Raw genomic sequence first — 26138 nt, forward strand, 5'->3', positions numbered from 1 at the left:
CCCCGGAGGGGATCTGAGATCCGATCCCGGTCGATGCCGCGGCGCGATGCGCGGCGTCAGCGCGCCGGCTCGCCCTGGAGCGACGCGCGGGGGATGGAGTGGACGAGATCGATGACCGCCTTGACCGTATCGACCGGCGTCTCGGGGATGATGCCGTGGCCGAGGTTGAAGATGTGCCCGGCGCGCCCGCCGGCCTCCGCGAGCACCGCGCGCGCGCGGCGCTCGGCGACGGCGCGCGGCGCGCAGAGCAGCAGCGGGTCGAGGTTGCCCTGCACCGCGCGATCGTACCCGATGCGCTGCCACGCCTTGTCGAGCGGCGTGCGCCAGTCGACGCCGATCACCGTGCCGCCGGCGTCGCGCTGCGCCTCCAGGAGCGCCCCTGTGTTCGTGCCGAAGTGGATGACCGGGACCCCCGTCGCCTCGAGGTCGCGGAGGATGTGCCGCACGTGCGGCTGCACGTGCTCGCGGTAGTCGTCGATCGAGAGCGAGCCGACCCACGAGTCGAACAGCTGCACCGCCTGGGCGCCCGCGGCCACCTGCGCGCGCAACAGGCGGCGGACGACCTCCGAGATCTTGCCCATCAACGCCGACCACGCCTCGGGGTCGCTCCACATCAGCTGCTTCGTGAGCCGGTAGTCGCTCGACTTGCCCCCCTCGACGAGGTAGCTCGCCATGGTGAACGGCGCGCCGGCGAAGCCGATGAGCGGCGTCTTGCCGTCCAGCTCCTTGCGGATGAGGCGCACGGCGTCGAGCACGTAGCCGAGGCCCTCCTCGGGCTCGAACACCCGCAGCCGCTCGATGCCGGCCCGATCGCGCACGGGCTCGTGGATCACCGGGCCCTCGCCCTTCGCGAACTCGAAGGGGGCGCCCATCGGCTCGAGCGGCAGGAGGATGTCGGCGAACAGGATCGCCGCGTCCATCCCGAGCCGCAGCGGCTGGAGCGTCACCTCGAGCGCGAGCTCGGGCGTCTTGCAGATCTCGAGGAGCGTGTACTTCTTCCTGAGCTCCCGGTACTCGGCCATGTACCGGCCGGCCTGGCGCATGAACCACACGGGCGTGACATCGGTCGGCTCACGCCGGCAGGCGCGCAGGAAGCGATCGTGCATGGAAGGCTCCGGGAGGGGGTCGACGGGACGCCCCTTCATGTCCGTTCAGCCATCGCCCGGCAATGGGTTTCAGCCCATCGCTCGCGCGCGGCTCGCCGGGAGCGCGGCGCGGCCGGGCCCGGGGCGGCCCGGTCGAGGGGGCGGACCCAAGCGTCGGCTCCCCCGCCGTGTAGACTAGGGGCCTATGGCGCGTCCCTCCAGACCTCCCGGCTTTGACATGACGTACAGGCCCGAGAAGCGCATCGCGTTCGGGCCGCCGCTGAAGGAGCGCCTCCCGGCGCTGCTTTACCTGACCTTCGCCCTCGGCGTCTCGGGGGTGATCTTCTATGGCCAGAACGCTCCCTCGAGCTCCCGGCTCTTCCAGTACGTCGTCGAGGGCGATCGCCACCGGCTCGTCTCCTCCAGCGTTTGCGCCATCGTCCTGTGCGTGAGCGCGGTGGCGATGGTGCTGCGCGAGCAGATGCGGGGGGTCGTCGTGCACCCGGACGGGATCGAGCTGCGCGAGCTGCTCACCTTCGGCGTGCCGCGCGTGCGGCGCTTCGCCTGGTCGCAGATCGACCGGATGGCGGTGCCCTCCGCGCAGGCGCGCGCCGGCGGCGCGGCGGCGGTCGGCGGGAGCGTGCCGGCGAGCAACATCCGGCTCGATCTCTGGGATGGGTCCCGCACCTGGCTGCCGGACGTCGGAGACAAGATCGCGCTGTCGGTGATGCTGGAGCGGGTCGCCCTGGCGCGGGCGATCCCGGTCGAGGGGGGAACCGGGCTGATGGACGACCTCGGGAACCCCCTTCAGGACGACGGCTGAACAGGCCTAGCGCGCGCCCGCCCCGGCCTTCCGCTGCGCGAACTCCTCGCGCACGCCCTGCCGCAGCTCGGGGTCGAGCAGGAGATCCGCGCACGTCATCGCCATGGCCTTGGCGGCGATCAGCATCGAGTCCTGGCCGGCGGGGCTCGCGGCGCGCGCGGCGAACGCGTGCTGGTGGCAGGTCGTCTCTCCCTTGCCGCAGATCGCGATCCACGGATGGATGGCGGGGAGCGCGTGGGACACGTCGCCCATGTCCGTCGAGCCGGTGCCGACGGCAGGGTCCATCTCGATCGGCGAGCGGCCGAGGGCGCGCAGGTGCTCGCCGAAGCGGCGCGCCATCTTCCGGTTGTTGACCATGTTCTTGTAGCCGCCCTGGTCGACGAGCGTGAGCTCGACCCCGCTCGCCATGGCCGCGCCGCGGGCGCAGCGCTCCACGATCGCCCGCACGCGGGCGAGCTCCTCGGTGTCGAGGGCGCGGACCGAGAACTCGGCGACGGCGAGCTCCGGGATGATGTTGACCGCCTGACCGCCGTTCTTGATGAACCCGTGCACCCGGACGCCATCGCGGAAGTGGACGCGCTGGCCGTCGATCAGCCGGAAGGTGTCGAGGCAGGCCGTGAGCGCGCTGCTCCCGTCCCACGGCGCGAGCGCCGCGTGCGACGGCTTGCCGTGGAACTGGAGCTCGAGCCAGACGCTGGCCAGCGTGTCGTGCGCGAGCAGGTCGCGGTCGAACGGGTGGAACATCATCGCGGCGTCGACGCCCTCGAAGGCGCCCGCCTCGAGCAGCCTGATCTTGCCGCCGCCCCCCTCCTCGGCGGGCGTCCCGACCAGATCGATGGTGCCGGCCACGGCGTCCTTCTGCCGCGCCAGCGCGAGGAACGCGCCGAGCGCCCCCGCCGCGATCAGGTTGTGCCCGCAGGCGTGGCCGATCTCAGGGAGCGCGTCGTACTCGGCCAGGATGGCGAGGTGAGGCCCCCCGCCGCGCCCGATGCGCGCGCGCAGCGAGGTGGGCATGCCGGCGAGCCCGCGCTCGACCTGGATGCCGCGGCTCTCGACGGCCTCGGCGAGCCAGGCCGCGGCCCTGTGCTCCTCGAACCGGAGCTCCGGGTGCGCGTGGATGCGCGCGGCGATCTCGCGGAGATCCGGGGAGAGGTCGTCGATGTCACGCTGGATGCGGCTCGGGTCGAGGCTCATAGGGCGAGCGATACTACTCTGGATCCGCGCGGCTCGCCCGGGCCATGGTGGCGCTGGCGGAGGAGCTCCGCCGCCGCCCGGTGGTCACGTTCGCGCGTTCGCTCGTTCGCGCGTTCGCACATCGGCACCCCGCGCGCCGCCACGCTGTCGGGACTTCTCACGGACCCAGGACCCTCGAATGCACGGACCGCGCTGTTCTCCGCTCCTCGTCTTCCTCTGCTTCCCCCGCTTCCCCTTCCTCGCGGCGGCGCTCGCGCTCGCCGCCTGCGACGCGCCCCCACGCGCGCGCCAGGAGGCCGGGCCGGCCGCCGCGAGCGTGGCGCCGATGCCGGCTCAGTCCGCTCCGGCGCAGGCCGGGCCTGCCCGCGTCGCGGTCGAGGCGAGGGCGATGGGCACGAGCCTGCTCCTCGCCGCCTACACGAGCGAGGCGATGGATGAGGCGGCGATCAGGGCCCGGCTGGACAAGGCGATCGCCGAGATCCGCAGGCTCGAGGGGCTCATGACGACCTGGCGGCCGGACAGCGAGCTGTCGCGGGTCAACGCGGCGGCCGGGAAGAGCGCGGTGGAGGTGAGCCCGGAGTCGCTCGCCGTGATCGAGAAGAGCCTCTGGATCAGCGAGCGCTCCGAGGGCGTCTTCGACGTCACCTTCGAGGCGATGCACGGGCTCTGGAAGTTCGACGAGGACATCGACGACAACGTGCCGCGCAAGGAAGACGTCGAGCGGGCGCGCGCGCTCATCGATCACAGGCAGATCAAGATCGATCGCGCGCGGCGCACGGTGATGCTCGGGAAGCCCGGGATGCGGATGAGCCTCGGCGGGATCGCGAAGGGCTACGCCGTCGACGCCGCGGCGCGGGTGCTGCGGGGGGAGGGGCTGACGTCGTTCTTCGTGCAGGCCGGCGGTGACCTGTACATCGCGGGAAAGAAGCCGGACGGGTCGCCGTGGAGGGCGGGGGTGCGGGATCCGCGCGGCAAGGACGCGAACGACTACTTCGCGATGATCGAGGTGGAGGACCACGCCTTCTCCACGGCGGGCGACTACGAGCGGAGCTTCATCAAGGACGGCAGGCGCTATCACCACATCATCGATCCGCGGACCGGCTTCCCCGCGTCCGAGAGCCGGAGCGTGACCATCTGGGCAAAGGACGCGCTGACCGCGGACGCCGTCGATGATGCGGTCTTCATCCTGGGGGCCGAGAAGGGGCTCGCGCTCGTCGAGTCGATCGAGGACTGCGGCGCGGTCATCGTCGACCGGAACAACAAGGTGTGGGTGTCGAAGCGGCTGGAAGGAAAGGTCGAGGTGCTGCGGCAGCCGACGGAGGGGCTGTAGGAGGCGACGCCCGGCTCGCTGCCCTCACCGCCCCTTGTAGACAGGCTTCCGCTTCTCGGCGAACGCGCGCAGCGCCTCCAGCCGATCCTCGCTGCGCAGCGTCTCGTCGTAGTGGACCCGCTCGATCTCGAGCCCGAGCGAGAGCGGCACGTCATAGCCGTCGTCGATCGCCCCGAGCGCCGCGGCCTGCGCGATGGGCGCGCCGCTCGCGATCGGCTCGATCCACGCGATCGCGTCGTCGACCACCGGCGTCCCTCCGGGCGACACCCGGTTCACGAGGCCCCAGGCGAGCGCCTCGGGCGCGGTGAGCTTCCTGCCGAGCAGGATCATCTCCTTCGCCCGCGCCTCGCCGACGACCCGCGGCAGCCGCTGCGTGCCGCCCGCGCCCGGGATGATGCCGAGCGACGTCTCCGGCAGCGCGAGCTCGGCGTGCGGCGCCGCCACCCGGAGATCGCAGATCAGCGCGAGCTCCAGCCCGCCGCCGAAGGCGACGCCGTTGATGGCCGCGATCACCGGCTTGGGGCTCCGCGCGAGCACCCCGAGCTCCGTCCGGTACAGGCCCACCTGGCGCCGGACGTCGTCGGGGCTCATGCCCTGCCGCTCCTTGAGGTCGGCGCCGGCGCAGAACGCCTTGTCCCCGGCGCCCGTGATCACGATCGCGCGCACCTCCGGGTCGTCCACGAGCTCGCGCCCGAGGCGGCCGAAGGTGAGCAGCGCGTCCCGGGAGAGCGCGTTGCGGCGATCCGCCCGATCGATGGTGAGCACCGCGACCGCGCCGCGCCGGTCGAGCTTCACGGGAGGGGCTTCCGACATGGAGCTTGCCTAGCCGACCGCGGCGGCGCGGCAAAGGGGCTCGCTCACTTGGCGTCGGCCGCCTTCTTGGCCTTGGTGCTCGCCGCCTCGAGCTTGCCCAGCCGCGCCCTGATCTCCGCGTTGTCGCGCCGCAGCGTCTCGAGCTCGTCCCGCAGCCGATCCAGCTCGCGCTTGCCCGCCCCGCCGAGATCGCGCAGGACCTCGCGGATCCGGCGCCGCACCCGGCCGTCGAGATCGCGGTCGAGCTGCCGCTGCAGCGCGCCCCGCGACCGGCCGTCGCCGAGATCGCCCAGCGCGCGCGCGACGTCGACCCGGAGGTACGGATCCGGCTGATCGAGGAGCTCCTCGAGGAGCTCGCGCGTCCGCCGATCGCTGGAGAGCTTCGGCAACGCCATGATCGCAGCCCGCCGCCCCCGCGTCGGGACGCCGTAGCGCGTGCGGGCCGTCAGGTGCGGCACCGCGCGCTCGTCCCGCAGGTTGGCCAGCCCGTCGATCACGCCGCAGCGGATGACCTCGCCCCACGAGGGACGATCCAGGAGATCGACGAGCGTCTCGAACCCCGAGCTCTGCCGCGTGGCCCCGAGCGCCCGCGCCGCCTCGGCCTGCACCAGGTAGCTCGCGTCGCGCAAAGCGAGCTTGCCGAGGACCTCCGCCGCCTTGGCCGACCTGAAGTTGCCGAGCGCGCTCGCGACCGCCCGGCGCACCTTCGGGTGCTCCACGCCCGCGCTGCCCTCGAGCAGCGCGAACGCCGCGCTCGACTGGAGCGCGCCGAGCGCGGCCGCGGCGGCGGCGCGCACCCCCCAGAACTCGTTCGCGTCGGAGAGCGACTGCCCGAGCGCCCGCGCCGTCGGCGGGTCGTCGCGCCGCGAGAGCGGCTTCGCGGCGAGCATGCGGCCGCGCGCCGTGGGCGCGTGGGCGAGCTGCGCCCGCAGGAGATCGCCGGGCGCGTCGACCCTGACCTCGCCCAGGATCCTGAGGTCCGGATCCACCACCACGAAGCGAGGCCGCCGCGGGAGCGGGATGACGAACGTGTGCGCCGCCTGATCCACGCGCCGCACCTCGCGCCGCGTGATGGAGCTCTTGCCCTCCGTGAAGCCGAAATCGAGCACCAGGTCGAACGCGAAGGCGGGCGGCGTCGAGGCGTCCGGCTGGAGCGCGTGCTCCCGGCTGGGCTGCCCGGCCACCTGCGCCTGCTTCACCGTCACGGTGCACTGGTCGCCCTCGATCTCGATCTTCACGTCGAGCTCGGGGTGCCCGGCGCGGAAGACCCACTGCTCGAAGAAGCGCTCCAGCGATTTGCCGCTCACGTCCTCGAGCGCGCGGGCGAGATCCCGTGTCTCCACGACCCCCCGCGCGTGGCGCGTCAGGTAGGTGCTGACCCCGCGCCAGAAGAGCTCGTCTCCGAGCTCCCGGCGGAGCAGGTGGAGCACGAGCCCGCCCTTCTCGTAGAGGTGTCGATCGAAGACGTCGAGCGGCGCGTCGTAGTCCTGACAGACGATGGGCCGCCGGTAACGCCCGCGCGCCTCGCCGAGGTACGAGTCGAGATCGGCCTTCAGGCCGTGATCGTACTCGTCGGCGCCGAGGTGGTGCTCCCGATAGACGTGCTCCATGAACGTCGCGAATCCCTCGTTGAGCCAGCCGTGCGACCAGTCGCGGCAGGTCACGAGATCGCCGAACCACTGGTGCGCGAGCTCGTGGGCGATGAGATCGTCCGACGAGATGTCGAGCGCCGCCCGCTCGTCGAGCAGGATGTGCTCGTACATCGTGGTGGCGGTCGTGTTCTCCATCCCTCCGAAGATGAAGTCGCTCACCACCACCTGCGCGTAGCGGCGGAAAGGATATTTGACGCCGAGCTTCTCGCTGAAGTGGCGGATCATGTCCGGCGTGCGCGCGAACGTGCGGCGGCCGTCCTCCTCGCGCCCCTTCGGCACGAAGTACGCGAGCGGGACGTCGAGCGCCGCGCCGTCGATGCGGGCGAACTCGCCCGCCACGAGCGTGAACAGGTAGCTCGGGTGAGGCTCGTCCAGCCGGTAGTGATAGACGCCCTCCTTCTGCGATCTCGCGTCGCCCTCGAGGTCGCCGTTCGACAGGCAGTACCAGCCCGGCGGCACCTGCGCGCGGAGCTCGGTCGTCTGCTTGATGTGGGGCTTGTCGATGCACGGGAAGATGTGGCGCGCGTCCTCGTCCTGACACTGCGTCCAGACCTGGCGCGGGCGATCGGGGACGTGCTCGTCCGGCTGGAGGAAGTAGATCCCCCGCCGCGGCGTCGCCCGGTACCGGACCAGGATCGACGCCTCGGCCTCGTCGAGCGGCACGGCGACGCGGAGCGTCTCGCCGTCGTACGTGTGCTCCGCCGGGTGGAACGCGCCGCCCGCCGCCTTGCCCGCGCCGCGCCTGGGCTTCGCGGCGCGCCCGGCCCCGGCGCTGATCTCGACCGCCTCGAGATCGAAGCCGATGGCGTCGAGCGCGATCTCGCGCGCGCCGGGGTCGACGCGGACCGCGTCGAGCCGCGCCGTGCCGCGGATCGAGCGCGCCTCGACGTCGAGCGCGAGATCGAGGGCGATGTGCCGGATCGTGAAGGGGCGCGAGCGCTCGTAGACGCGCCTCGTCCCGGCCAGCGTGAAGGGGCGGGACGCGGCCGCGAACTCGGACGACGACAGCACGGAGCCGCAGGCGCAGCGCGAGTGGAGCCGGTACTCTAGGGACATCTCCGCGGAGTTTCCCCGCGCGGCGCCCGGCGCTGCAAGCAAGAACTCGTGCGCGGGGGCGGGCCGCCGGCCGGATCAGCCCGTCTTGAGGCCGTCGAGCACCTCGAGCGCCAGCTCGTACTTGCCGAGGGGCGGCATCAGGTAGGCTCCCTGCACCCGGTCGCGCACCGAGAAGAGCATCTCGCGGGCGATCTTCACCCCCTCCTTGCGCGCCTCGGGGCCGGCCGGCACCTTGCGCATGCGCTCGCGGATCTCCTCCGGGATCTGCATGCCGGGCACCTCGTTGTGGAGGAACTCGGCGTTCTTGTGGCTGACCAGCGGCAGCACGCCGACGAGCACCGGCATCCCCAGGTGCTCGATGCGCCGCAGCACCTTCTCGAGCAGATCCTGGTGGAAGATCGGCTGGGTCATGATGATGTCGGCCCCCGCCGCGCGCTTCCGTTCCAGCCGCGCGATCTCCTTGTCGAGGTCCTGGGCGCCGGGCTCGAGGCCCGTGGCGAGCAGGAACGACGTCTTGCCGCCCGGGATCGGCTTGCCGGCCGGGTCGAGGCCGCGGTTCATCGTGCTCGCCATGTGGAGCAGCCCGATGGAGTCGAGATCGTAGACGGCGGTCGCCTCCGGGTAGTCGCCGACCTTCGGCGGATCGCCCGTGATGATGACGAGGTTCTTGATGCCGATCGCGTGGGCGCCGAGCAGGTGCGCCATCTGGCCGATGAGGTTCCGGTCGCGGCCGCAGACGTGCAGGATCGGCTCGATGCCGTAGCGCTGGACCAGGAGCGAGCAGAAGGCGAGGTTCGTCATCCGCGCCGTGGCGCGCGGGCCGTCGGCGACGTTCACGACGTCGACGCCGCTGTCGATGAGCATCTTCGCGGCGCTCAGCGCGCTCTCGGGGTTCAGGCCAGGCGCCGGGTTCACCTCGACGGAGACCACGAACTTGCCGGCGGCGATCTTCGCCGCGAGGGGGCTGCGCTCGCCGAGCGGCGTGGGCTCGAGCCCCGTGGGCGCGTCCATCGTGATCTGCGGGCGCGCGGCGGCCTCGGGCGCGGCGCCGCCACGGAGCATGCGGGCCGACTTGGCCATCCACCGGACGTGCTCCGGCGTGGTCCCGCAGCAGCCGCCGATCATCGCCGCGCCGGCCTGGATCATGCGGCGGGCGAAGACGTCGAAGTACTCGGGCGTCGCCATGTAGAGCTGGCGGCCGTCGACCGTGCGCGGCAGGCCCGCGTTCGGCTGCACGCAGAGCGGGAGCCCCGCGGTCGCCATCCGCTCCGCCATCGCGAGCGACAGCTGCGGGCCGTCGCCGCAGTTGACGCCGAGCAGGTCGACCCCCCAGTCCCGCAGCGTCCGCGCGACGCGCTCCGGCTCGCTGCCGTCCGCCGCGACGCCGCTCGTGTCGAACGTCATCGACGCGAGGACCGGGAGCCCCGGCGCGGCCGCCCGCGCCGCGTCGATGGCGAGCTTGATCTCGTCGAGATGGCGAAATGTTTCGAGGATCAGGAGGTCCGCGCCGCCCTCGGCGAGCGCGCCGGCCTGCTCGGCGAACGTGGCGGCCGCGGCGGCGAGGTCGTCGCGCGTGGCGACGCCGGGCACGAGCCCCGTCGGGCCGATCGAGCCGGCGACGTACGCGTCGCCGCCCGCGATCTCGCGCGCGAGGCGCGCGCCCGCGAGGTTGAAGTTGCGCACCTCGTTGACGAGCCCGTACCGCTCGAGCCGGAACCTGTTCGCGCCGAAGGTGTTCGTCTCGATGACGTTCGCGCCCGCCGCGACGTACTCGGCGTGGATCTTCTTCACGAGATCGGGGCGCGCGACGTTGAGCTGCTCGAAGTTCTGGGTGACGAACACCCCGCGCTCGTAGAGCAGCGAGCCCATCGCGCCGTCGAACACGAGGGTCGAACGCCGGAGAGCGTCGAGGAACGGGGCCTCTGGTCTCGTGCGGGACATGGGGCGCATCGTAGGGGCGCTCCGGCTTCTCAGGAAGGGGGGGGCGCGACGCGGTTGACGGCGCGGCGCGGATCTCGGTAGGCAGTTCTCGAGATGAGCACGCACCGATGGCTTCGCGCATTCGCCCTGGCGGTCTCCGCCGCTGCTCCGCTCCTCGCCGCCCCCACGGCGGCGCACGCCTGGGATCCGGTGGTGCACCGCTCGGACGCCGGCGTGGATCTCTACCTGTGGAGCGCCCGCTTCTACGGCACGTCGCTCGCCGCCGTCCCCTTCGTGCAGTTCGAGCCGACGCCGAACCTGTTCATCAACCTGAAGTTCCCGCTGGCGCTCTCGTTCGACGGCCCGGGAGACGCCGAAGATCTCGACCGCCAGTCGCGCGCCGCGCTCGGCAACCCGACGTTCACGCTCTACTACTCGGACGCGGGCCGCAAGCTCACCTGGTACGCGGGCGGCCGCGCCGGGCTGCCGCTCGGCGCGATCGACGGCCTCGACTGGCACGTGGCCAGGGGCTACAGCGCGATGGCGATGGCCTGGTACGACCTGCACCTCTGGGCGGCGAACTCGCTCCCGATCGGCGGCCTGGGCGGCATCGAGTACCGCTTCGGGAGGTCGTTCGTGCTCCGGGCGGGCGGGGATCTCACGTTCTTCGTCCCGGTGGGGGACGGCGTCCGGCGCGGCTTCATCGACGACTCCGACGATCTCGAGGCGGTGTTCCAGGCGAAGGTCGAGCCCGAGCTCCAGAGCCGCTCCGGCTTCGGCGGCGGCGTGGCGCTCCAGACGGTGTGGGTGCCGTCGTCGGTCTACGACGACCGGGGGCAGGTCTCGCTGCTGCCGTACTTCGTGTACGACAGCCAGAAGACCTTCTTCATGCGGGCCGGCCTGCTCCTCGCGCTGGACGAGCCGCTCGGGCCCGCGTTCGACAGGGATCGGGTCGCGTCCCTCTATCTGCAGTTCGGCGGGCACATCGACTAGCGCGCCGCGCGGTTCGAGAGAGCGAGAGATGAGCCGGACATGACCCGTCGCCGCGCCATCGCCTGGGGCGCCGCCGCCGTCGCCCTGCTGGCCCTCGTGCTCGTCTGGCGCAAGCTCAACCAGTTCCCGCCGGACACGACGCCCGAGGGCGCCTACCTCCGCATCGCGTACAACATCGGCGTCAGCGATGCGCGCGCGTGCTTCCCGTACCTCGAGGACCGGGCGCAGCACGCGGCGTACACCATCCGCGACTACCGGCGGAAGGCGAGCGAGCGGATCGAGGCGAGCTACCCGGAGCCGGAGCGCGCGCGCCTGCTGGAGCAGTACCGCGCGCACGCGATGGCCGAGGACGGGGCGGACGTGTGGGTCGACATGGCCACGAAGCAGGGCTTCATCGCGCGCCTCCGTCGCGACCTGTCCGGCATCGGGAAGGTGGAGGTGACGGGCGAGCGGGCCACCGTCGAGACGGCGCGCGGCACGCGGTACCCGTTCCGGCGGCGCGACAACGGCATCTGGGGGCTCACGCTGTTCACCGCGGACCTCGTGGCCGAGGCCGAGCGGGCCGCGCGGGACTGGGACGTCGTGGAGAAGGCAGCGCTCGATTACGAGCGCGGGCGGTGAGGGGTCAGCGGACGAGCCGGCCGATCGCGTGGGGCCGCGCGCCGGATTGCGGGAAGTACGCGGAGCCCGACGTGAGGCTCCAGCTGTACCCGGTGAGGTCCCCGGCGTTCGCCCGGCCCGGGGAGACGGCGTAAAGACGCATGGTGCCCCTGCCCGCCCCGCCGTCCGTGCTCCCGCTGCGGCAGGGCCTTGTCGGATCGGCCGGCACCCATCGCGTGTCTCCCGTGCTCGGGTCCGTGGTGCACCCGTGGGCGGTGCTCGTCGAGTCGATGACCCGGAGCGAATACTGGGTCGTGCCGGGGACGACGGGCTCGACGGCCGCGATGGCGGTCGGGGACGCGTCGACGATCGCCGTGTGTCCCGAGCCGCCGTCCGTGTAGTTGATGACCAGCAGATCGCCAGGCAGGATGTCGCTGATCTTCGAGATCCGCTTGAAGTGGTTCCCGGCCACGACCTGACCGTACAGGTTCGTGGAGGTCGGGCTCGTGGAGCCCCACCAGCCGCGGAGGATCGAGGTCGTCAGCGTGGGATCCTCATGCAAGAGGGACAGGGTGAACAGCGATGCGCCCTGCGTGGTCCCGGTGAAGCTCGCCCAATCGATGCTGCTCGGCGTCCCGAACCTGTTGGTGTCGACGCTGTCGAGCACGAACGGCACGTCGGCGGCATGCTCGACGAAAGCGCGGGCTCCCACGAGGTGAGCAGGCGGACCCTCTTGCAGCTTGATGACATGAGCAGCGCCGGCGCTGTTGCCGCGAACGCCGTCGGCCCACGTGCCGGCAATCAGCGTGTCTCCCGAGAGCGCCACACGAACCTCCCACCTGCTCCATGTGGAGCTATCGACCGTGGCCTGCGGCGTCCATGCGCCGCCGATCCTGGCGAAGACCCTCGGTCCCTGTTCGCCGTCGTCACTTCCGAGGATCAACCTGTCCCCGGACACGGCGACGCTGGTGTTGCGAAACCAGCCCCCCCAGCCAGGAGCATCGACATCGCTGGAGTACAGCATGGCTTGCTGGGTCCACGCGCCCTCGCTGCGCGCGAAGACCACGGCGGCCAGCCTGTCAGGGCCGTACTCATTGTAGACGATGGTGCCCACCGCCAGCGTCTCCGAGCTCAACGAGAGCGAGCCGCCGAACCTGTAGTGCGGTGTCGCTCCGACCGGCGGGTAGAGAACGGCCTGTTCGGACCAGGTGTCGCCGGCGCGGGTAAACACGTAGACTCGACACGATGGTTTCGCTGGACCGTCGTCGCAGTCGCTGCCCATGACCGCGGTGTCGCCGTGCAGGGCGACGGCGTAGCCTTGGTTGCGGGTGTCGTGGCTGGGCGCGAGCTTGGCCTGCTGCGCCCACGCGGCGCCGCTCCGGACGAAGATGGACGCACCGCCTGGACCATAACGGTCGGGGGCCCCGACCATGATCGTATTGCCCGATATGGCGACGGCATATCCGAACCGACTGTCGCCGCCTCCGCCGTCCTGCGAGGGGAGCTTTTGCTGCTCGTGCCAGGCGCCGCCGCTGCGCGCGAACACGTACACGGCGCGGCGATCCATTGAACGAGTGCTGTTTCCGACGACGATCGTATCTCCATCGATGGCCACGGAGACGCCGAAGAAATCTCCCAGCTGGCCGTCGCTGGGCGTGAGCACGGCCGCCTGGGACCACGACGCGCCGTCGCGCACGAACACGTAAGCTGCTTCCGCGCCCATGGCGCCGACCACCGCCGTGTTCCCCGAGATGGCCACGGACGACCCGAAATAGTCGTCGCTCGAGGCGTCGCTGGCGTAGAGCGCTTGTTGCTCCGTGGCGATGAGCGGGTCGACCTCCAGCGGATAGGTCGCGCCTGTGTCGTCCACCACGATCGAGAGCTTCGCGTCGCTCAGCTTGATCTCTGCCGGAAGCACGCTCCCGCGCGCGTCCTGGACGACGAGATCGGCGTACCGCAGCACGGCCGCGCCGGACTCGTCCACCAGCGCCACCGACTGGCCGTCCTCCGCTAGTTCCGGCGAGAGATCGCCCCCGAGCGCGATCTCGAGCTCCACCTTGCCCTCGCCCTCGCGGCGGCATGGAGGCGCCGAGTCCAGGGAGAAGCCCTGCTCCAGCCCGAGGGGGCCGTTCAGGTACCACTCCGTGACGCTCAGGCCCGCGGACGGGGCTCGATGCCGTAGCTCGACGCGGTTGTTCGTCCCGCGTGGTTCGGCCGCGACGTCCAGGGGGACGAGCGCCCCCTCGCAGCCATAACGCGCGAGCTTCATCGTGAGTCGCCCCGCCCTCTCCGAGCTCTCCCGGGTCACGGCGACGCCGGCCGAGGTGAACTCGGAGATGAAGCCGTGCGCCGGATTCAGAGCGCTCACCAGAGCGCGCACGGCCGACGCGTCGAGGTTTACATTGTAGTCAGAAGGCGCCTGTCTCTGAATGCTCGCGATGAACGCCGCGCGGTGCTCTGCGGACGCGGCGTCCGGTCCCTGCTGCTCGTGAGGCCATGCTTCCTCGGCGCTGTCCGTGCTCGCTGGATCGACCTCCGCGCTGCACGACGTGACGGCGGTGATGCAAAACAAGAGTGCATGAATGGATGTTCGATGACGCGGCATGTGGCTCTCCCTGTCGGTGATAGACCCTGACGGACCGGCGGCGTGTGCGGCGCCGGAGCCAATGACCCGAAATTGGATTGGAAGGCGGTCCACAGCGGCTCGCTGCCGTCGAGCGCCTTGCGGAGCGCGCCAGCGCACGAGCACACGCGGATCGTTAGGTCACGCGAAGGACGGTCTCGTCCTTATTCGCCGTTGTCATCGTCCTCTTCGGTTTCGCGCGTGTCAAGGAGGGCGAGCCTCGATGACGTTGAGTCGGGCCGCTGTATCGATAGGTTGTGGTGTGAAGGTGGGTCCTTCAATGCGTGGATGTCAGACAGCTGCGGCACGGAATGCGGTCGAGGATGTCTTGACCGCGCTCATCGCAGTGGAGCCGCAGAAGGCCATGCGCTGCGGCGCCTCCGCGCGCGGCTCTCTCGGGTTTCATCCCGACGGCATTGGGCGACGCGCCGCGCGCGACGCCGGCTCACCCGGTCGCGATCCGCCCGAGCGCCTCGTCGGCCGACAGCAGCACCTGCTCCCACTCGTCCAGCGCGTTGGGCCAGTGCGGCGAGAAGCGCAGCACGCCGTCCGGGATCGCGCAGGCGATCCCGAGGCGGGTGAGCTCGCGGTACAGCTCGACCACCGAGGCGCCGCCCGGCGGCCTCACCCCGAGCGAGCAGCCCCGCAGCGCCGGATCTGCCGGCCGGAGGCTCTCCCAACCGCGCTCCCGTAGCGCCTCCTCGAGCGGGTCGAGGAACCGGTTCGCGTGCTCGTGGATCCGCTCGACCCCGATCTGCAGGATGAGGTCCACCGCCGCCTCCAGCCCCGCGAAGCCCGCGGCGTTGAGGTTGCCGCCCTCGACGAAGTCGGCGCGCTGCCGGATCGGCCGGTCGTACCGGAGCTTGCCCGGGCCCTGGAGCAGGAAGCTCACGGCGTCCTCGTGGCTCAGCCAGCCCGCCACCGCGGGCCGCAGCGACGGCAGGCGCTCGCGGCGGATGTACAGGAAGCCCGTGCCCTCCAGCCCCATCAGCCACTTGTGGCCGCCGCACGCGAGGTAATCGACCCCGGCCGCCTCGACGTCCACCGGCGTCGCGCCGATCGCCTGCACGGCGTCCACGCAGAGCTCGGCGCCGCGCGCGCGGCAGAGCGCGCCGATCTCCGCGAGCGGCATCCTGAGCCCCGTCTGGAACTGCACGGCGCTCACCGCGACGAGCCGCGCCCCGCGCTCGAGCTCGCCCTCCAGCCGCGCGAGGCCCGAGCCGCTGCCGTCCGTGAAGCCGCCGAGCGGCAGGAAGACGACCTCCAGGCCGAACATCGCGGCCGCGCGCTGCCACGGCGTCACGTTGGCCGGGAACTCCCCCTCGAAGAGGATCACCCGGTCGCGCGGCTGCCAGGGGAAGCACAGCGCGATGTCCGTGAGCCCGCGCGTCGTGCTCTGGACCAGCGCGATGTCGTCGCCCGCCGTCGCGGCGCCGATGAGCCGGCCGAGCTTCTCCCGCAGGCGGAGCCGCTGCGCGTGCCACGCGGGGTACGCGGCCGCCCCCTGCGCGGCGTAGTCGTCGAGCAGCGCCGTCATCGCGAGGCGCACCGGCCGCGACGGCGGCGAGATCCCCGCGTGGTTCACGTAGACGAGCGGCGCGAGGTGAGGGAACAGCCCGCGATCGCCGAGCTTCGCGGTGAACGCCCGATCCCTATCGATTTCGGCGGTGTGTCGCATCAGCTGACTCCGCGCTTCCCCCGGCGCTCCCCGCGGACCTTGGCGAGGTAGCGCGGCGGCGCCCCCTTCCCGGCCGCCGGCGGCACGAGGCAGTGCGGCTTCGTGCCGATGAGATCCCCGCGGCCCGCCTTGATCAAGGCCTCCCGCGCCTCGTCGTGGTGCGCCGGGTCCCAGTAGAGGAGCAGCGCCTTCTGGAGCTTCTTCTCGCGCAGGTCCTTCGCCGTGTACACAGGCTCCCGCGTGAGCGGGTCGATCCCCGTGTGGTACATGCAGGCCGCCATCGACATCGGCGTCGGGATGAAGTCCTGCACCTGGCGCGGCCTCATGCCGCTCTTCTTCAGGTAGATCGCGAGATCGACCATGTCCCGCAGCGTCGAGCCGGGGTGCCCCGAGATGAAGTAGGGCACGAGGAACTGGTTCTTGCCGGCCTCCTCGCTCGCGCACCGGAACTGCTCGGCGAAGCGCTCGTAGCTCTCGATGCCCGGCTTCTTCATCTTGTCGAGCACGTCCTTCTTGTTGTGCTCCGGGGCGACCGAGAGCTGGCCGCCCGTGTGGTGCGCGGCGAGCTCCTCGATGAACTCGGGCGACCGCTCCGCGAGGTCGTAGCGCACGCCCGAGGCGATGAAGACCTTCTTGATCCCCTGCTCCTCGCGCACCGCCTTCATCAGCTTGAGCAGCGGGCCGTGGTCGGTGTTCAGGTTCTCGCAGACCTCCGGGAAGACGCACGAGAGCCGCCGGCAGGCGTTCTCGATCGCCTCGTCCTTGCACCGCATCTGGTACATGTTCGCCGTCGGTCCGCCGAGGTCGCTGAGCACGCCGCGGAAGCCGTCCATGCGCCGCAGCGCCCGCACCTCGCGCAGGATGCTGTCGGCCGAGCGCGACTGGATCACCCGGCCCTCGTGCTCGGTGATCGAGCAGAACGTGCAGCCGCCGAAGCAGCCGCGCATCGTGACGACCGAGTGCTTCACCGTCTCGTACGCGGGGATGGGCGCGTCGTACGACCAGTGCGGCACCCGCGTGAACGGCAGGTCGTAGAGCGCGTCCATCTGGCCCGTCTCCAGCGGGAACGCGGGCGGGTTGAAGTACACCGCCTCGGCGCCGTGCGCCTGGAGCAGCGGGCGGGCGTTGCCGGGGTTCGTCTCGAACTGGAAGGCGCGTGACATCTCCGCGAAGGCGCCCTTGTCCGCGGCGACCTCCTCGTAGCTCGGGAGGATCACCGCCTTGCCGTCGGCGACGTAGCGGGAGCCCTCGATCTGCTCCCACTCGCCCTTGCGCAGGGGGACGGCGGTGCCCCTGACATCGCGGATCGACCGGACGGGCTCGCCGCGCCGGAGGCGATCGGCGACCTCCCAGACGGCCTTCTCGCCCATGCCGAAGATGAGCATGTCGGCCTTGGCGTCGAGCAGGACCGAGCGGCGGACCTGGTCGGACCAGTAGTCGTAGTGGGCGATGCGCCGGAGCGACGCCTCGATGCCGCCGAGGACGATGGGGACGCCGGGGAACGCCTGCCGGCAGAGGTTCGCGTAGACGATCGAGGCCCGGTTGGGGCGGAGGCCCACCTGCCCGCCCGGCGAGTACTGGTCCTCGCTGCGCACCTTCTTCTGCGCGGTGAGCTTGTTCAGCATCGAGTCGAGGTTGCCGGCGGTGACCCCGACCATCAGCCGGGGCACCCCCATCCGCAGGAGGTCGCTCGTGTCCTGGTAGCCGGGCTGCGAGACGATGCCGACCCGGAAGCCGCGCCCCTCGAGGAAGCGGCCGATGATCGCGGCGCCGAACGCCGGGTGGTCGACGTAGGCGTCGCCGTTGACGAGCAGGATGTCGAGCGCGTCCCAGCCCCGGGCGCGCATCTCCTCCCGGGTCGTCGGCAGGAAGGCGGTCAGGTCCCGGGGGGCGGCGCCGGCGCTTCGGCGGAGCTGGGTGAGGGGCACGGCGCCGTCACCCTACGGGCCGGAAGAGCGGGCGGCAAGGGGGCGGCCCCGGCGGGGGCGGGGGGCGAGGGGGGACGGCGTGACGGCGTGACGGCGCCGGGAAGCCCCGCGGGGCCGCGGCCGAGGCCGGCGCGCGGGGGGGCCGGCGGGAGGGCGCAGCCCGCGTTTTCCCCGGAGAAACGCACAAATTGCACGATACCCGGCCAGCAGGTCACGGCTTCTGCTCACCGGCGCACCGGATCTCCGGACGCGACATGAGGGCTGCGCGCACCGCCGCGGGGAGCCGCGCGCTCCACTCGGCGTCAGCCGCTGGCGAGCTCGTCAAAAAATGCTTCAAAACAAGGGGTTTTGGCGCGCGGGGGAGGGTTCCAAAACGACCCGGAAAGAGGGTTCGTAAAAATAATATGTGGAATCACGATCAGATGATGCCCTCCGCGCCAAACATCTCAGCTTCGCTGTGGTGCACGAGGTGGGCGTTCCCTTCCTTCGCGGGCTGCTCCAGGGCTTCGGCGTGGGGGCGAACGATCGCGAGGACGTGGTGCACGACGTCCTCCTCGCCGCTTACCGCAATCTGGAGACCTTCGACGCGAGCCGCCTGCTGCGCGCGTTGCAGGGGCGGCGCGACGAGGACGACTTCTTCGAGGACGACTTCGAGGACGAGGACCACGAGCCGCTGCCGCTCAGCGAGGTGCTCCCGTGGATCGGGGAGGGGCAGCCGCAGCCGCGGCGGGTCTGGGACTCGCTCTACCGGTGGCTCTACGGGATCGCGTGGCGGCAGGTCAGCCACTACCGCGACCGGGCGTATCGGCGCCGCGAGATCCCGGACGGCCTGCGGCTCATCACCATCTCTGCCGGCGTCGACCGCCGGTCCCCTCTGGAGCAGCGGCTGGAGGCGATGGAGCGGGCCGAGGTGATCGACGCGCTGCTCGCCAGCCTCGACCCGCAGCGGCGGGTCATGCTGGTGATGCACGACATGCTGGAGATCCCGGTCGTGGACATCGCCCGGGAGCTCCAGATCAACGAGAATACAGGGCAGAACCGGCTACGGCTGGCCCGGGAGGACTTCCGGGCGGCGGTGAAGCGGCTCGACCCGGAGCAGCGGAACGCGCTGCGCCTCGGCGACAGGCCGTTCGCCGCCGAGGCGACGACGCGCCGCCGGCCGGCCCCCCGGCGGCGCAGGCGGGGGACCTGAGCCGGCGCAGCGCGCCCTCGCCGCTCGTCAGTAGGGGCACGCCAGCACCTCCGGCGCGCTCAGGCCATCGGTGCGCACGTCCGAGATGACGTTCTCTTCCGGATGGGAGAGCACCTGGGCGCCGGCCGGACCCGACAGCCAGCATTGCTGCTGGATGGATCGCGACTGCGTCCCGCGCCAGGGCTCGCAGCGGGCCACCGCACCGCCGTGGATCGTGACGTCGCTGGCCTCTATCCTGATACCGGGATAGGAGCCCGACGTGAAGCGCAGGGCATTGTCGAAGACGAGCAGGTTCTCCAGGGTCACGTCCTCTACCCGGGTCGAGGTCGCGGGCAGCGTCGTCCGCGAGCTCACGAGCACGCCGTAGAGCGCGTTGCCCCAGGACCAGACGTCCAAGAACTCCACGCCGGCGCCAGCCTGCACGTGGACGCCATGGCCCCCGTTGTAAGCGAACTTGACCCTCTTGATCAGGATCCCCTTCGGACGCTCGTTCTCGAGGGGGCTCGCGAGCACGACGCCGGAGCCGCCGTTGTGATGAAAGTAGCTGTCCTTGACCACGACGTTGTACGGCACCGGGCTCGGGATCCCGGGCCCAGGGGAGATCTGGGTGGAGATCCAGATGCCATGCCCGCCGCTGACCGTGGTGGAGCCGTCGCCGGGATGGATCATGTTGTGGTGCACGTGGCAATTTCGCACGGTCACGTTGGCGGTGACGATCTTGATCCCGCTGGCGCTGACCGGGCCGTCGATGTTCCTGATCTCGCAGTTCTCCACGAGGATGGGCGGCGTGTCGTGGTACCCGGCGATGGAGGACAGGTAGATGCCGCTCTTCGAGAAGCCATCCACGAGCACGTTGCGGATGACGCCCCCGGAGCCCCAGGTGAAGCCGATGCCCTCCAGGTTGCTCGGCTTGCAGGAAGGTAGCTGGGGAACGAGGGGCGAGTACCGCAGGATGACGTTCTCCACCTTGCAGTCCGAGCAGGTGTTCAGCTGGATGCCGCTGTTCGCCTTCGTGCGTGGCCCCTCCGTGATCGCGATCTGCAGATTGCGGATCCAGAGCCCCTGGACCGCGCTGATGATGGTCCCGTCCGGCTTGACGACCCTGGTGACCTGGATGGCCCCGGGGTACTGCTCCGGATTGCAGGGGATCGCCACGAGGGTCGCGGTGTTGGGATCGCCCGGGGGGGCCTCGGGAGACAGCTCCGGTCCCTCCAGGGTGAGCGCGTCATGGTGGGGCCGCAGCGGGGTGCGCAGCACGTAACGGCCGGCAGCGAAAGCCACGGTGCGCCTGCTGGCGCTCAGCGACGCCGCGCACTCGATGGCCGTCGCGATGCCCGGGCTGTCGTCGACGTTCGTGCTGCGGTCGACGGACGCGTCGGCGGAGAAGGGCCATTCCGCCGGCCTCGCCAGGTAGGGCAGGACGTCGACCACGCCGTCCGGGTCGACGGAGCCTGGCAGGCAGCAGCCTGCCCCGTCGCAAGTATTCAGGTCCTCGTGCAGCGTGCTCGTCCCCGGGCAAACGCGGTTGGCCGGGCAGAAAGGCCCCGTGCAGAGCGGCGATTGCGTGGCGTAACCGGGGCAAGCGATGCCGGTCGTCTGGTCTGCCAGGAAGGGCGGCTCGGTGTAGGGCAGATCGAGGCTGCAGAACCCCTGGGAGGACACGGCGCGCTCCTCCGGAGGAGGGTGATATCCCCAGCCCGCCTCGGAGCGGGCGGTGCTTTCCGGGGGCGGCGCCGCTCCGGCTGGAGCGGAGGCGAGCGCGAGCAGGACTCCGATCCAGATCTGCACAAACCGCTGATCCAATACCACACATACCTCCTCTCGGACGAGGGTCGATCCGTCGCTGTCAGTCACCACCAGGAGCAAGGAGCGAGCGCAGAAGTCGAGCGGAGCACCGCTGTGCCAGGGAGAGACTCACCTCTCCGGGGTAGGCGCGACGCGAGCACACCCATGTCCCGCTCTCCGTGTCCGGCCTGAGCGATTTTCATGAGCGGGCGCGCCGCGCGGTGCGGCGGCCCGTCCCGGCGGGCGCGGGGAGGGCACGTGAACGCGAGGGGCGCTGGGCGCCGGGGCGCGCGGGCTCGCCGTCAGCTCCTCGTGCCGCGGGTCAGAAATTCTGCTCGGGCTCTCTCGCGAGCAAAGAGAGATTTCAACGCAAAGACGCAAAGACGCAAAGACGCAAAAAAAAGAACAAAATTCGTGCAGGTTTGCGCCTTTGCGTCTTTGCGACTTTGCGTTGAAATCTCTCTCCGGATCCCTGGCCGGACCCCTGGTGGATGGAACTAGGCGAGGCTATCCGTGACAGTTACTTTCGAGAGCGGGTTGCCCCTTGCGGTGAACACGCCGAAGGCACCGTCGCACATGCCCGCGGGGATGTGGTCGCGCCCACGATATGCCATGTGACTTGTCATGCTGAACGCCTCTGCGCAAGCGCCGTGTCCGAGCGCTTCGCGGCGTCCCGCCGAGGGCGATCGGGGGAGGAGAGCCCGCGACGGCCGGGCGAGTTTCGTGAAGGACGGGCGCGCGCCCCTGCTCGTGGTCACTCGTAGTGGACCGACTCCGCCGCGTTGTTCCGCCCCGCGCTCCGCGCGGGATAGAGCGACGCGAAGAGCGCCACCGCCGTCGCGCCGAGCGCCGTGAACAGGCCGTACTCCGGCGGGATGCTGAGCTCGACCTCGAAGGTCGACACCGTGCGCAGCGCGCCGAGCGCCGCGGAGCCCAGCGGGATCCCGAGCAGCACGGCCAGCGCGCCGCCGAGCGCGCCCACCAGCGCGCCCTCCATCAGGACCATCCGGCGGACCTGCCCCGCCGTCATGCCGAGCACGCGGTGCAGCGCGAGCTCCCGGCGCCGCGCGTGCAGCGCCAGGACCATCTGGTTCGCCACGCCGATCGCCGCGAGCACGGTCGTGAAGCCGAGGATCATGTCGAAGATCACGAAGTCGCGGCCCGTCGCCTTCCGGCGGACGGCCTCGATCTCGGCCCCCGTCTGCATCCGGACGTCGCGCGCGCGCGGCACGTCGGCGAGGAGCTCGGCCCAGGGCGGCGTCGCCGGTCCGCCCCGCGCCGCCACGGCGCCCGTCACCGGATCGGCGATCGCCACCGTGTGGCCGATCGCGGTCGCGTACGGGGAGATGACCGGGAAGTCGGACGCGTCGATGACCGCGTACGTGCGCAGGTTGCGGTACGCGCCGGCCGCGTGGACGTAGCCGAGCTCGTCCGTGATGCCGACGACCTCGAGGCGGCGCGTGCCGGCGCGGCCGCCCACCTCGAGCAGGTCGCCGGGGCCGACGCCGAAGCGGCGGGCCATCATCGTGGAGACGAGCGCCTTGCCCGGGCCGAAGCGGCGGGCGAGCGCGATCGACTCGGCGCGGCCCGTGGCCTCGGCGAGCGCGAGGAGCTCGTCGGCGGGGACGGCGTAGGCGACGTTGGGCCACGGCGTGCGGCTCGAGAAGCGCGCCGCGACGAGGCGCTTCGGCAGGCGTCGGAGCAGGCGCTCGGCGTGGCCGAGCGGCTCGTCCGGGTAGAGGAACGCGTAGGGCGCGAGGGCGCGGCCGGCCCAGGCCGAGACCTCCTGCTTGAGCGCCGTCGTGGCGATGTGCAGCGCGAGCAGGAGGGCGAACACCATCATCACGCCGCCGACGCTCCAGGCGAGCTCGTGGCCGCTGTGCTCGACCCGGCGCCGCAAGAGCAGCCGCTCGGCGGCCCAGCGGCGCGGCGCGAGGCGCACGGCGAGCGCGCCGAGGCGCGCGACGAGGTCCGGGACGAAGACGATGGCGGCGAGGAACGCCGCGCACGCGAGGCCCGCCTCGAGCACGAAAAAGGCGAACAGCGGGACGGATTCCCGGAAGAACGGGCGCAGCAGGCCGTAGACGAGCACCATGAACGGCAGCGCGAGCAGCGTGACGCCGCGCATGCGCCGCCGCTGCTCGGCCCCGCCCTCGACGAAGCGCGGGCGCAGGGCGCGCGCGATGTCGAGGCGGAGCGCGTCGCGCACCGGGCGCAGCACGCCGAGCAGCGCGGTCAGGGCGCCGGTGCCGGAGACGAGCAGCATCGCGCCCCAGGGCAGGACGATGGCGTCGAGCGGGATGCGCGCGCGGCCCGTCGTCGTGATGCCCGCCTTCGCGGCGAGGTACGCGAGCGGGATCGACCCGAGCAGGCCGAGCGCCGCGCCGCCCACGCCGAGCAGCAGCGCCTCGAGGACGAAGACCGCCGCGACCTGCGGCGGCAGCGCGCCGGCGCTGCGCAGGAGGGCGATCTCGCGGCGGCGGCGCTCGACGGCGACGTTGAAGGTGAAGAAGACGATGAGGGCGCCGACGAGGAACGCGGAGAGCGAGCCGAGGCGGATCGCGGACCGCATGATCTCGTAGTCCTCGTGGGTCTCCTCCTGGGCGTCCTCGGCGTCGATGGGCTGCCCGTCCGGGCGGAAGCCGCGCAGGGTGATGGTCTGATCGGTGAAGACGGGGAGGTCGGGGTTGGTGACGGCGCTCCTCGCCTCGACGGCGCGCGTCCCGACGTCGAGGATGAGGACGACGTTGACGGTGGCCGTGCCGAGGGCGACGCCGAGCACGGCGGCCATGGCGCCGAAGCGGTCGGCGCGCAGGTTGCGCAGCGCGAGGATCCGGACGAGCGGCTGGAAGAGGGCGCGGAGGAGGAGCAGCATTCAGATGCCGAGCTCTTTCAGCCGATCGTGGACGGCGGCCGAGGTGACGGCGGGGCCCGCGAGGGCGGCGTCGTGCAGGAGCAGGCCGTCGCGCATGAAGACGACGCGGTGGGCGCGGGCGGCGTCCTCGGCGTTGTGCGTGACGAGGAGCATGGCGCTGCCGGCGTCGCGGAGGGCGTCGGCGAGCAGCGCCATGATGCGGCGGCCGGTCGCGACGTTGACGTTGCCTGTCGGCTCGTCGGCGAGCACGAGCGCGGGGCGGCGGACGAGGGCGCGGGCGATGGAGATGAGCTGCATCTCGCCGCCGGACATCTGCGAGGGCAGGTGCTCGGCGCGGGCGCGCATGCCCACGCGATCGAGCATGCGCGACGCGGCGTCGTGGTCGGGCGCGGCGCCGTCGATGAGGTAGGGGAGGACGATGTTCTCGTAGCCGGTGAGGGTCGGGACGAGGTTGAAGAACTGGTAGACGATCCCGACGCGGCGGCGGCGCAGGAGGGTCCGCCCGTGCTCGTCGAGGGCGGCCATATCCTCGCCGAGCACGCGGATCTCGCCGCTGTCGGGCGACTCGAGGCCCGCGACGCACGAGAGCAGCGTGCTCTTGCCGACGCCGGAGGGGCCCATGATCGCGCACATCTCGCCGGCGTGGATGTCGAGGTCGACGCCGCGGAGCACCTCGATGGGCGTCGCGCCGAGCGCGTGGGACTTGTGGAGGTTGCGGACGCGGAGGACGGCCTCGTCGGAGGCGGGGGTCGAGGGGGTGCTCATGGGCGTGCGCGGTGCCGGGCTCGTCACGTGCCGAGCGTCAGAACCTATTCTATCTGTGGTGTTCGGCGGTGCGCGTTCCTCCGCTCAGGGAGAGAACATTTCCTGAAGGACGGCCAGGATGCGCGTGAAGGTCGCCGGCGATATGCGACCAAGATGGCGGACGAGACGCTCCCGGTCGACGGTGCGAAGCTGATCGATGACGACGTGCCCGCTCTTGTTCGAGAAGCGGCACGCGACGCGAAACGGGTAAGGCTGCCCTCCCGTCGTGAGCGGCGCCACGATGACCGTGCGCAGATGCGCGTTGAGCTCGTCCGGCGAGACCACCACGCAGGGGCGCGTCTTCTGGATCTCGCTTCCGCGGGTCGGGTCCAGATCGATGAGGAAGACATCCCCGCGACGGACCGGTTTCACGCCTACCACTGCCATTCGGCCTCGTCGAAGCGTGTCGGCGTGGGAGCGTCGAGCATCCGGTCGCCGTCCTCGGCGTGCGACTGCCGAGCGGCTTCCGCCCAGCCGCTTCGAGGCGACTTTCGTGCGGCGATGATGATGGTATTGCCACGCACCTGGAGCTCGACCTCCTCGGTCAAGCCTGCTTGCTCGATGAGGGGCTTCGGGAGCCGGACTCCCTTGGAGTTGCCGATGCGGACTAGGCGGGTTTTCATGTTCAGCCTGCGTGATCACAACGTACCTACCGAGGCAGGCGCCGTCAAGGCGACCCGGACTGCGCCGTTCGTGCGCCCCCGGAGGACTCGCCGATCCGTCCACGGAGCGCCGCTCGTGTAGGGCGAGGCGGGAGCGCTGCCCCTCGCGACGCCGACCTGAAGAATCCCTCGAATTTGTCGGGCAGATTCACAGAGAGGCCAACAGAGAGGCCAGGCTGTCGGCGGCCGGCGCGAGCGGACCCCACTTCATGGCGTTCTCTGCGGTGACGCCCCGCCCGGGCCGGGCGAGGGGCGCGCAGGTTACCAGAATTGGCCCTTGCCCATGACGATGGCCGGGCGCTCACAGCGTAGCAGCCTGCTACTCCGCCCAGAGCACGGACAGGTCGAGCTCGATGGCCTCGAACGGCGCGACGCGAACGCGCGCGGCGTCGCGGTAGACGGCCGCGGGGCCCCAGCGACGATCCGCGTCGAGCACGTAGGCCTCGAGGGTCCGCGCGATCGGGTCGACCAGCCACGCATACCGCACGCCCTCGCGCGCGTAGATAGGCATCTTCTCGTCACGGTCGAGGTTCTCCGTGGATGCGCTCAGCACCTCGCAGATCCAGTCTGGAGCGAGCGCGAAATAGGCCGTCTTGGGCAGCTCGGGCATGCGCTCGGCGCGCCAGCCAGCGAGGTCGGGCACGAGCACGTCGACCTCCCCCGGCGCGTCCGGATCGGGGAAGTGGAGCTCGGGTTCGACAAGGATGCGCCAGCCACCTGGCCCACCCCGCCCCCGCTGGAAGGGACCGAAGAGCTCCCCCTGCAGCGCGCTCTCGGCGCTCGCGTGTCGCGGTGCCGGTCGGGGGAACACGTGCAGGGTGCCGCGGATGAGCTCCGCCACCTTGTTCGGCGGGACAGTGCCGAGGTCGGCGTACGTGGCGCGGCGCTGCTTCTCGGCGGGCTGGCCCATGGGCGAAGCCTGCCCGGGGGCGGGCGGTGAGGCAAGGCGGTGAGAAAGACGGCCAGGTCGGGGCGCTGACCGGCGCAGGGTTACGACCGCGATCACCAAGGCGAGCCCGCGTGCGTGCGGGTTTCGCTGACCGGGAGACCTGGGAATGCGTCCAAGCGCTCGGGTGGTGTGATCCGGAGCCTCGGTGACGCGCACTGGCACGAGCCCCGTCGAGC

The 26138-nt window shown here is 71.3% G+C and carries 19 protein-coding genes; 5 read left to right on the forward strand and 14 right to left on the reverse strand.

From position 1 onward, the window contains the following. Positions 1-56 precede the first annotated feature (56 nt). Positions 57-1106 (reverse strand): uroporphyrinogen decarboxylase, encoded by a 1050-nt coding sequence (hemE, locus tag WMF29_RS45505; RefSeq protein ID WP_272097932.1) that lies wholly within the window; start codon positions 1104-1106, stop codon positions 57-59. 217 nt (positions 1107-1323) lie between these two features. Between hemE and WMF29_RS45510 the strand changes: the two genes are divergently transcribed. Next, entirely contained in the window at positions 1324-1908 is a 585-nt protein-coding gene (locus tag WMF29_RS45510; RefSeq protein WP_272096334.1) for a hypothetical protein, read from the forward strand. 6 nt (positions 1909-1914) lie between these two features. Here the strand turns inward: WMF29_RS45510 and WMF29_RS45515 are convergent, their stop codons facing one another. Continuing rightward, entirely contained in the window at positions 1915-3102 is a 1188-nt protein-coding gene (locus WMF29_RS45515) for an amidohydrolase (RefSeq protein ID WP_437326281.1), read from the reverse strand. 178 nt (positions 3103-3280) lie between these two features. On the opposite strand from WMF29_RS45515, the gene WMF29_RS45520 reads away from it, so the two are divergent. Further along, a complete protein-coding gene (locus WMF29_RS45520; protein ID WP_437326282.1) occupies positions 3281-4432 on the forward strand; it encodes an FAD:protein FMN transferase in 1152 nt (383 codons plus the stop codon). Positions 4433-4456: 24 nt separating this feature from the next. Here the strand turns inward: WMF29_RS45520 and WMF29_RS45525 are convergent, their stop codons facing one another. From WMF29_RS45525 to WMF29_RS45535, 3 genes are all read right to left on the reverse strand, one after another. Beyond that, entirely contained in the window at positions 4457-5245 is a 789-nt protein-coding gene (locus tag WMF29_RS45525) for an enoyl-CoA hydratase-related protein (RefSeq protein WP_437326283.1), read from the reverse strand. Between the two features lie 44 nt (positions 5246-5289). Further along, positions 5290-7953 (reverse strand): M1 family aminopeptidase, encoded by a 2664-nt coding sequence (locus WMF29_RS45530; RefSeq protein ID WP_437326284.1) that lies wholly within the window; start codon positions 7951-7953, stop codon positions 5290-5292. A gap of 75 nt (positions 7954-8028) precedes the next feature. Beyond that, a complete protein-coding gene (locus WMF29_RS45535; protein WP_272096342.1) occupies positions 8029-9894 on the reverse strand; it encodes a bifunctional homocysteine S-methyltransferase/methylenetetrahydrofolate reductase in 1866 nt (621 codons plus the stop codon). A gap of 93 nt (positions 9895-9987) precedes the next feature. Between WMF29_RS45535 and WMF29_RS45540 the strand changes: the two genes are divergently transcribed. Next, positions 9988-10866, forward strand: coding sequence for a hypothetical protein (locus WMF29_RS45540; RefSeq protein ID WP_437326285.1), 879 nt, complete (start codon positions 9988-9990; stop codon positions 10864-10866). Between the two features lie 39 nt (positions 10867-10905). Then, positions 10906-11487: a hypothetical protein gene (locus tag WMF29_RS45545; protein ID WP_437326286.1), complete on the forward strand. Its 582-nt coding sequence runs from the start codon at positions 10906-10908 to the stop codon at positions 11485-11487. Between the two features lie 4 nt (positions 11488-11491). Here WMF29_RS45545 and WMF29_RS45550 read toward each other — a convergent pair whose 3' ends face one another. From WMF29_RS45550 to WMF29_RS45560, 3 genes are all read right to left on the reverse strand, one after another. After that, complete coding sequence (locus WMF29_RS45550; protein WP_437326287.1) at positions 11492-14071, reverse strand: hypothetical protein; 2580 nt, start codon at positions 14069-14071, stop codon at positions 11492-11494. A 463-nt stretch (positions 14072-14534) separates the two neighbouring features. After that, positions 14535-15767 (reverse strand): aminotransferase class V-fold PLP-dependent enzyme, encoded by a 1233-nt coding sequence (locus tag WMF29_RS45555; protein ID WP_437326288.1) that lies wholly within the window; start codon positions 15765-15767, stop codon positions 14535-14537. Next, the gene (locus WMF29_RS45560) at positions 15767-17614 is read right to left on the reverse strand and encodes a YgiQ family radical SAM protein (protein ID WP_437331240.1); all 1848 of its coding nucleotides are present in this window, start codon (positions 17612-17614) and stop codon (positions 15767-15769) included. The genes WMF29_RS45555 and WMF29_RS45560 overlap by 1 nt, the downstream gene beginning before the upstream one ends. A 550-nt stretch (positions 17615-18164) precedes the next feature. On the opposite strand from WMF29_RS45560, the gene WMF29_RS45565 reads away from it, so the two are divergent. Continuing rightward, entirely contained in the window at positions 18165-18887 is a 723-nt protein-coding gene (locus WMF29_RS45565) for an RNA polymerase sigma factor (RefSeq protein WP_437326289.1), read from the forward strand. A 27-nt stretch (positions 18888-18914) separates the two neighbouring features. On the opposite strand, the gene WMF29_RS45570 is transcribed toward WMF29_RS45565, so the two are convergent. The 6 genes from WMF29_RS45570 to WMF29_RS45595 all read right to left on the reverse strand — a co-directional run bounded on the left by WMF29_RS45570 (position 18915) and on the right by WMF29_RS45595 (position 25923). After that, the gene (locus WMF29_RS45570; protein ID WP_437326290.1) at positions 18915-20696 is read right to left on the reverse strand and encodes a right-handed parallel beta-helix repeat-containing protein; all 1782 of its coding nucleotides are present in this window, start codon (positions 20694-20696) and stop codon (positions 18915-18917) included. Between the two features lie 730 nt (positions 20697-21426). Further along, positions 21427-23547 (reverse strand): FtsX-like permease family protein, encoded by a 2121-nt coding sequence (locus tag WMF29_RS45575; protein WP_437326291.1) that lies wholly within the window; start codon positions 23545-23547, stop codon positions 21427-21429. Then, positions 23548-24312: an ABC transporter ATP-binding protein gene (locus WMF29_RS45580; RefSeq protein ID WP_437326292.1), complete on the reverse strand. Its 765-nt coding sequence runs from the start codon at positions 24310-24312 to the stop codon at positions 23548-23550. A gap of 84 nt (positions 24313-24396) precedes the next feature. After that, positions 24397-24738, reverse strand: a complete 342-nt coding sequence (locus tag WMF29_RS45585) for a type II toxin-antitoxin system PemK/MazF family toxin (protein WP_276596792.1) — start codon at positions 24736-24738, stop codon at positions 24397-24399. Next, positions 24726-24974 carry an AbrB/MazE/SpoVT family DNA-binding domain-containing protein gene (locus WMF29_RS45590; RefSeq protein ID WP_272096353.1) on the reverse strand — a complete coding sequence of 83 codons (249 nt, stop codon included), beginning with the start codon at positions 24972-24974 and terminating at the stop codon, positions 24726-24728. Before WMF29_RS45590 ends, WMF29_RS45585 begins: the two co-directional genes overlap by 13 nt. A gap of 358 nt (positions 24975-25332) precedes the next feature. Next, positions 25333-25923 (reverse strand): Uma2 family endonuclease, encoded by a 591-nt coding sequence (locus WMF29_RS45595; RefSeq protein ID WP_437326293.1) that lies wholly within the window; start codon positions 25921-25923, stop codon positions 25333-25335. Positions 25924-26138: the final 215 nt, after the last annotated feature.

It is taken from the genome of Sorangium sp. So ce381 (genome assembly GCF_051473845.1).
Taxonomy (GTDB): Bacteria; Myxococcota_A; Polyangia; order Polyangiales; family Polyangiaceae; genus Sorangium; species Sorangium atrum.